This window comes from Brevundimonas sp. AAP58, assembly GCF_001295975.1.
Taxonomy (GTDB): Bacteria; Pseudomonadota; Alphaproteobacteria; order Caulobacterales; family Caulobacteraceae; genus Brevundimonas.
Genome location: NZ_LJHU01000065.1, coordinates 1 through 6286 on the forward strand (window position 1 = coordinate 1; position 6286 = coordinate 6286).

7 protein-coding genes are annotated in these 6286 nt (G+C 66.4%); 3 read left to right on the plus strand and 4 right to left on the minus strand.

What is annotated here, in order from left to right; genetic code table 11:
* The 3 genes from IP78_RS09295 to IP78_RS09305 all read right to left on the minus strand — a co-directional run.
* A partial coding sequence (locus IP78_RS09295; RefSeq protein WP_197272425.1) for a rod shape-determining protein occupies positions 1-494 on the minus strand: 494 nt, incomplete at its 3' end.
* Positions 495-722: 228 nt separating this feature from the next.
* Positions 723-1211 carry a hemerythrin domain-containing protein gene (locus IP78_RS09300; protein WP_082384936.1) on the minus strand — a complete coding sequence of 163 codons (489 nt, stop codon included), beginning with the start codon at positions 1209-1211 and terminating at the stop codon, positions 723-725.
* Positions 1212-1241: 30 nt separating this feature from the next.
* Positions 1242-1973, minus strand: coding sequence for a TVP38/TMEM64 family protein (locus IP78_RS09305; RefSeq protein ID WP_054111410.1), 732 nt, complete (start codon positions 1971-1973; stop codon positions 1242-1244).
* An 81-nt stretch (positions 1974-2054) separates the two neighbouring features.
* On the opposite strand from IP78_RS09305, the gene IP78_RS09310 reads away from it, so the two are divergent.
* The 3 genes from IP78_RS09310 to IP78_RS09320 all read left to right on the plus strand — a co-directional run bounded on the left by IP78_RS09310 (position 2055) and on the right by IP78_RS09320 (position 5180).
* Positions 2055-3122 carry an AraC family transcriptional regulator gene (locus IP78_RS09310; protein WP_054111411.1) on the plus strand — a complete coding sequence of 356 codons (1068 nt, stop codon included), beginning with the start codon at positions 2055-2057 and terminating at the stop codon, positions 3120-3122.
* A 60-nt stretch (positions 3123-3182) separates the two neighbouring features.
* On the plus strand, positions 3183-3896 hold the full coding sequence (locus tag IP78_RS09315; RefSeq protein ID WP_054111412.1) for a CPBP family intramembrane glutamic endopeptidase: 714 nt from the start codon (positions 3183-3185) through the stop codon (positions 3894-3896).
* A 78-nt stretch (positions 3897-3974) separates the two neighbouring features.
* On the plus strand, positions 3975-5180 hold the full coding sequence (locus IP78_RS09320; protein WP_054111413.1) for a pyridoxal phosphate-dependent aminotransferase: 1206 nt from the start codon (positions 3975-3977) through the stop codon (positions 5178-5180).
* On the opposite strand, the gene IP78_RS09325 is transcribed toward IP78_RS09320, so the two are convergent.
* Positions 5177-6190 (minus strand): polyprenyl synthetase family protein, encoded by a 1014-nt coding sequence (locus IP78_RS09325; RefSeq protein ID WP_156320349.1) that lies wholly within the window; start codon positions 6188-6190, stop codon positions 5177-5179. The genes IP78_RS09320 and IP78_RS09325 overlap by 4 nt on opposite strands.
* Between the last annotated feature and the right edge of the window lie 96 nt (positions 6191-6286).

Consider the following 6286-nt stretch of genomic DNA (forward strand, 5'->3'; position numbering starts at 1 on the left):
CCGCCGATGTCGACCACCATCGAGCCGGTCGGCTCGTGGATCGGCAGGCCCGCGCCGATCGCCGCGGCCATCGGCTCGTCGATCAGGCCGACCCGGCGGGCCGAGGCGTTCAGGCAGCTGTCGTTGATCGCGCGGCGCTCGACCGCCGTGGCGCCGGAGGGCACGCAGACGATGATCTTGGGGTTCACGAAGCCCTTGCGGTTATGGACCTTGCGGATGAAGTGCTTGATCATCTCTTCGGCGACTTCGAAATCGGCGATGACCCCGTCGCGCATCGGACGGATGGCTTCCATGTGACCCGGGGTGCGACCCAGCATCTGCTTGGCCTCGATGCCCACGGCGTGGACGATCTTCCGCCCACCGACGTTTCTCAGCGCCACGACGGACGGCTCGTTCAGGACGATGCCCTTGCCCTTCATGTAGATCAGGGTGTTGGCAGTGCCCAGGTCCATCGCGATGTCGTTGGAGATCGCGCCGAAGAGGGAGAAGCTCATGGGGGTCGGTTACCGTTCGGGTTGGGCCGTCTGAGGCGATGCTGATCCAGCCCGTTTCGGCGACGCCCCTGACCGGTGCGCATCCCCATGCGCAGTCAGCCTCCTGATCGTCCTCGCCTGACGGACTAGCCGCCCGTTTGCCCGCTGCTACAGGCGATTACAAGTCCTGATCCGAGGCACCGGGGGCAAGGGCATCACGAGCCGGTTACAGCTCCGCTTCCGGCACCGTCAGGCAGCCTGATCCTCTTCAGCCGGCAATGGAGACATATGATCAACCAGAGGATAGAGTTCCACATTCTCCCGTTCCACCCGCATGGCCAAGGCTCCGATCACACCGTCCGTCGCGGCGCGGAACCGGATCGGTGCCTCCAGGATGGCTTCGCTGGTCCACAGCTCTCGATAGGCGTCCCAAGCCCCCCGGATGCCTCCCATGTCCCCGAAGCACTCGGTCGCCGCGCCTCGAACGCTCTCGTCAGGCGAGGCCATGAGGAGAGGATACATCCACTCATCTTCCGCAGTCAGGTGCTCCACCAGGAGGCGATCCAGCCCGAGGATGGCGGCCCGGGCCTCATCTGCGGCGTCGCGAGTCATGCGACCATTTGCAAGGCCGGCGATTGCGCTGGCCTGGCGAAGGATTCGGTCGTGCTCTTCTCGAAATTTGCGCGTCGGCATCGCGGCCTCCTGACCATGACACCGGTATGACACGCGCGGTAACATACACCTTAACGATACCCTACGTTGAAATACCTATGCGTCCGGCACGATGCCCTGATCCGAGCGCGTCTCGCGTCGTCTGACCAACTCGCGAACGCCCAGCATTATGATCAGCCACGCCACCGCGACGGCGATCAGGATCAGGGACGTCCAAACGCCATCCCCGCTGACTGCCGATACGACCGCGCCACCGAAGAAGGCGACTAGAGCTGTCTTGGGCAGGACACCCAGCGCGCACCCCACAAGGAAGGCGATATAGGAGGCGCGGGTCGCCCCGAAGGCCATGTTGACGACGATGAAGGGTGCCGAGGGCACGTTGCGGATCATGAAGCTGGCGTAGAAGGCGTTTCGGCCCACGAAGCGCTTGAGCCGTTCCAGTGTCCGGCTGTCCAGACGGTCGATCAGGCGGGCGGTCGGTCCGCGACCGAGCCAGTAGGTCACGCCCGCAGACACCACCGTCGCCGCCCAGCTGTAGAAGAAGCCTAGCGATGGCCCGAAGGCGACGACGCAGGCGGCGATCAGGATGAACTGCGGCGCGCCCACGAAGGCGGCGGCCACGAACAGGGCGATGGTTATGGCGAAAGCCCAAGGGCTGCCGCGATAGCCCTGAAGCCAGGCCTCGAGGTTCTCTTCGGCGTCGAGGGCCAACTGGGTCTTGCCGAGCGCGAGCAGGCCGAGCGTCGCCCCGATCAGAAGCGCCGCCGCCAAGGCTGTGCGCCAGCGCCGGGCCTCCATGTTCAGGATGAAGTCTATGAGCCCGCGCATGGTCAGGCGTGTTCCCGAAGTTAAGTCGACCGGGCGCAGCCAGGACTATGCGACGCCGGAAGCGGCCTGTAGCACGCCCGAATGGCGGTGGAAGAGATCGACGTCATCATCAGGGTTGCCGGGGCGACATTGCTTTTGTGGGCCGCTTTCGGCCGTATTGGCGCGAGCCCAAGCGCTCGACGCTACTTCGTTCCGTTTGCGCTTTGCATCGCGGGCTTCCTGGCAGGGAACACACCCGACCCGGCTCTGCGACTGTCCGGCGCGATGGGATGGGTGGGCGTCATCCTCACCGGTTATGCGGCCGTCTTCCTGTGGTGGTGGTGTCTCGCCGTTTTTGATCATAGCTTCCGCCCCCGGGGCATGGTGCTGGGCGTCGGGATCGCATGGATCCTGATCGCCAGCCTGGATCGCGGCCTGATCGGCGACGCCTGGGCCGGTCGAGGGCTGTCCTGGCTACTCGTCGGTCTCGGCCTGATCATGGTGGCGCACCTCGTATGGCGGCTCGTGTCCGATCGCGCCCAAGACATGGTCGATCGAAGGCGCAAAGCACGCATCACAGTCGTAACTGTTCTGGCGGCGCAGTTGCTGACAGACCTTGCGGTTGATCTCACACTTGGTCTGGACTGGGGGCCGCAAGGCTTCACGATCGTTCAGAACGCCGTTGTCCTCGTCTTTGTCGGGTGGCTTCTGACGCTCGATCTGACGATCGCGCCTCTCTCTCCTGCTCGGATCCTACCTGCTCGCCCCGACGCCGCGGCACGGGCAGAAGGCGCATCCGATTCCGTGCTGGCGGCGAGGCTGGAGAGACTGCTTGAGGTCGATCGACTCCACCTCGACCCCGATCTGACGTTTGGACAGTTCGCGAAGGCCATGAACGCTCCGGAACGCGTGGTGCGAAACCTGATCAACCAGAACCTGGGCCATGACCACTTCCGCACTTTCCTGAACGCCCATCGGGTGGCTGAGGCCAAGCGGCGACTGGCGGATCCCGAGCATCGGCATGACAAGCTGATCGCCATCGCCATGGACAGCGGCTTCGCCTCGCTGGCGTCGTTCAACCGAGTGTTCCGCGACATGGAGGGCTGTACGCCCAGCGCCTTCCGGGCGGCCTCGCAGCCGGGTTCTGAGGAACGATCCGCCCAGTTCTGATGAGCCTCCCCTCGCCTTGCCACCTATGGCGATGACCGTCATCGAACGGCGGAGGAAGGCATGGACGGAGTTATCGGCACAGCAGGCGTGGTCGCGATCTTATTGGGACTTGGCACGGTGATTGGCATCGTCCAGCCCAGCGCAATCTCATGGCGCTGGATGATCGCAGCGGCGGCCCTCGTGGTCCTGAACGATGTGCTGCTGACAAGCGGCTACCGTACCCTGCCCGATTTCGTGGGAGGCGACTGGAACTGGCAGGGTAAGCTGCTCGCCCTCTTCGCCACCCTGGCGGTCGCCGCCCTGCCCACGATCGGATGGCGGGCGTCCGGACTGACCCTTCGCCAGGCACCGGGCAGCCTGAAAGCGGCCCTGATGGTCAGCCTGGTCTATGGTGCCTTCTTTCTGACGCTTGCGCTTGTGTTTCCCAACGAGACGGCCTCGGCTGAAACCATCGCCTTCCAGTTGACCATGCCGGGGCTGGAAGAAGAGGCGTTCTATCGCGGCGTCCTGTTGCTGGTGCTGGGTCGGGCCTTCACCGCCCGGCTGAGCTTGCTCGGGGTCGAGTGGCATTGGGGCGCGGTCCTGTCTTGCATCCTCTTCGGCCTCGCCCACGCCCTGAGCGTCTCGGACGGGGTGTTCGCCTTCGACACGCTGACGATGGCGCTGACGGGCGTGCCGTCGGTGATCGGCGTCTGGTTGGTGTTGCGGACCCGCAGCGTGCTGTTGCCTGTGCTGATGCACAACTTTGGCAACGCGATCATGCTCCTGATCTAGCCGCGTCGACGGTGTGGCGGCGGATTTGCCCCATCTTTCGCATCTGCGTAAGGAACGTGCCTCTCCGACGGAGTCACCATGTCCGACCTGCAGTCCTCCGCCCTCGCCCGCGTGGCACCCTCCGCGACGCTGGCCGCCACCGCCAAGGCGCGCGAGCTGAAGCGTCAGGGGCGCAACGTCATCAGCCTGGGCGCCGGAGAGCCCGACTTCGACACGCCCGAGACCATCAAGGCCGCCGCCATCGCCGCCATCCAGCGCGGCGAGACCAAGTACACGGACGTCGACGGCCTGCCCGAGCTGAAGGCCGCCATCGTGGCCAAGTTCGCCCGCGAGAACGGCCTGACCTATACGACGGCGCAGATCCACGTCGCGCCGGGCGGCAAGCCGGTGATCTACAACGCCCTGGTAGCCACGCTGAACGCGGGCGATCAGGTCATCGTGCCGGCGCCCTATTGGGTCAGCTATCCGGACATGGTGCTGCTGGCGGGCGGCGATCCGGTGTTCGTTACCGGCGAGGAGGCTGACGGGTTCAAGCTGCGGCCCGAGGTGCTGGAAGGCGCGATCACGCCCCGGACCAAGTGGCTGATCCTGAACAGCCCGTCTAACCCCACCGGTGCGGCCTATACCCGGGCCGAGCTGGAGGCGCTGGCGCAGGTCCTGCGACGCCATCCGCAGGTCTGGATCCTGACCGACGACATGTATGAGCACCTGACCTATGGCGGGTTCGAGTACACGACGATCGCCCAGGTCGCGCCGGACCTGTACGACCGGACCCTGACGGTGAACGGCGTGTCCAAGGCCTATGCCATGACGGGCTGGCGCATCGGCTACGCGGGCGGGCCCAAGACCCTGATCGACCTGATGCGCAAGGTCGCCAGCCAGACGACGTCGAACCCGGCGTCGATCAGCCAGTGGGCCGCGGTCGAGGCGCTGAACGGGCCCCAGGACTTCCTGCCGGAGCGTGGGGCGGCCTTCGAGCGGCGGCGCGACCTGGTGGTGTCGATGCTGAACCAGGCGACGGGCATCCGCTGTCCGACGCCGGAGGGGGCCTTCTATGTCTATCCGTCAATCGAGGGGCTGATCGGCAAGACGGCACCAGACGGGACGGTGATCGAGAGCGACGAGACCTTCGCGACCGCGCTTCTGGAGGCCGAAGGCGTGTCGGTGGTGCATGGGGCGGCGTTCGGCCTGAGCCCCTACTTCCGCATCAGCTATGCGACGTCCGAAAACGTTCTGGAGGACGCCTGCGCCCGCATCCAGCGGTTCGCGGCGAGCCTGCGCTAGCTGGCCCGGCTGACGGCGAAGTCGGCGAGGCTTTCCAGCGCCGACCGCCAGTCGCTGCGTGGAAGGACCTTCAGCGCGGCCTTGGCAGCGTCGGCGTAGTCACCGGCGGCATCGAGCGTGGCCGAGACCGCGCCGGTTCCAAAGATCAGCTCGCGGGCGCGGCGGAAGTCCTCGTCGGAGCGTTCGTTCCGGTTGATGGTGCGGTCCCAGAAGGCGTCCTCGCGGCCGCGCGTGCGGGCGACGGCGAGTAGCAGCGGCAAGGTGACCTTGCCTTCACGGAAATCGTCGCCGGCGTTCTTGCCCAGAGCCTCGGAGGAGCCGCCGTAGTCCAGAGCGTCGTCGGCCAGCTGGAAGGCCAGGCCCAGATTGAGGCCGTAGGAGCGCAGGGCGTCGGTGGCGCGCTCGTCGGCACCGACGCCGACCGCACCGGCCTCGGCGGCGGCGGCGAACAGTTCGGCGGTCTTTGCTGAGATGATCCGCAGGTAGGTTTCCTGATCCAGGTTCAGGTCGTGGGCGCGGGTCAGCTGCAGCACCTCGCCCTGGGCGATAACGCCGGACGCCTGGGCCAGGATGCCCAGCGCGCGGATCGCGCCGGTCTCGACCATCAGCTCAAAGGCCCGGGCGAACAGGAAGTCGCCGACAAGCACGCTGGTGGCCGAGCCCCAGATCAGGTGGGCCGCGACCTTGCCCCGGCGGCGCTCAGAGCCGTCGACGACGTCGTCGTGCAGGAGGGTGGCGGTGTGAATGAATTCGACGGAGGCGGCGAGTTTCAGGGCGTTCTCGACCTCCGTCGCCCCGACGGCGCGGGCGGCGGCGATGGTCAGAAGCGGACGCAGGCGCTTGCCGCCCGCCGAGACGATGTGCTCGGCCAGCAGCGGGATCACCGGAACCTGGGACTGCATCCGGTCCAGGATCAGCGCGTCGACCGCCGCCATGTCGGCCTTGGCCAGGCGGGCCAGGGTCTCGACGTCGCCTCTGGGGCGGGTGGCGGTCAGAACGGCGGCGTCCAAGGAAACTCTCTTTCAGGCCTCGCGGCGCGAGGGGAGACGCGCCGCACGATCATCCGTCCTTGCGGGGCGGGGTCACGCCGGACAATGGTGACCCCG

Excerpts from the sequence above, each read along its gene's own strand:
- IP78_RS09300 (WP_082384936.1), bottom strand. The coding sequence starts at position 1,211 with ATGTTACCGCGCGTGTCATACCGGTGTCATGGTCAGGAGGCCGCGATG.
- IP78_RS09305 (WP_054111410.1), bottom strand. The coding sequence starts at position 1,973 with ATGCGCGGGCTCATAGACTTCATCCTGAACATGGAGGCCCGGCGCTGG.
- IP78_RS09310 (WP_054111411.1), top strand. The coding sequence starts at position 2,055 with ATGGCGGTGGAAGAGATCGACGTCATCATCAGGGTTGCCGGGGCGACA.
- IP78_RS09315 (WP_054111412.1), top strand. The coding sequence starts at position 3,183 with ATGGACGGAGTTATCGGCACAGCAGGCGTGGTCGCGATCTTATTGGGA.
- IP78_RS09320 (WP_054111413.1), top strand. The coding sequence starts at position 3,975 with ATGTCCGACCTGCAGTCCTCCGCCCTCGCCCGCGTGGCACCCTCCGCG.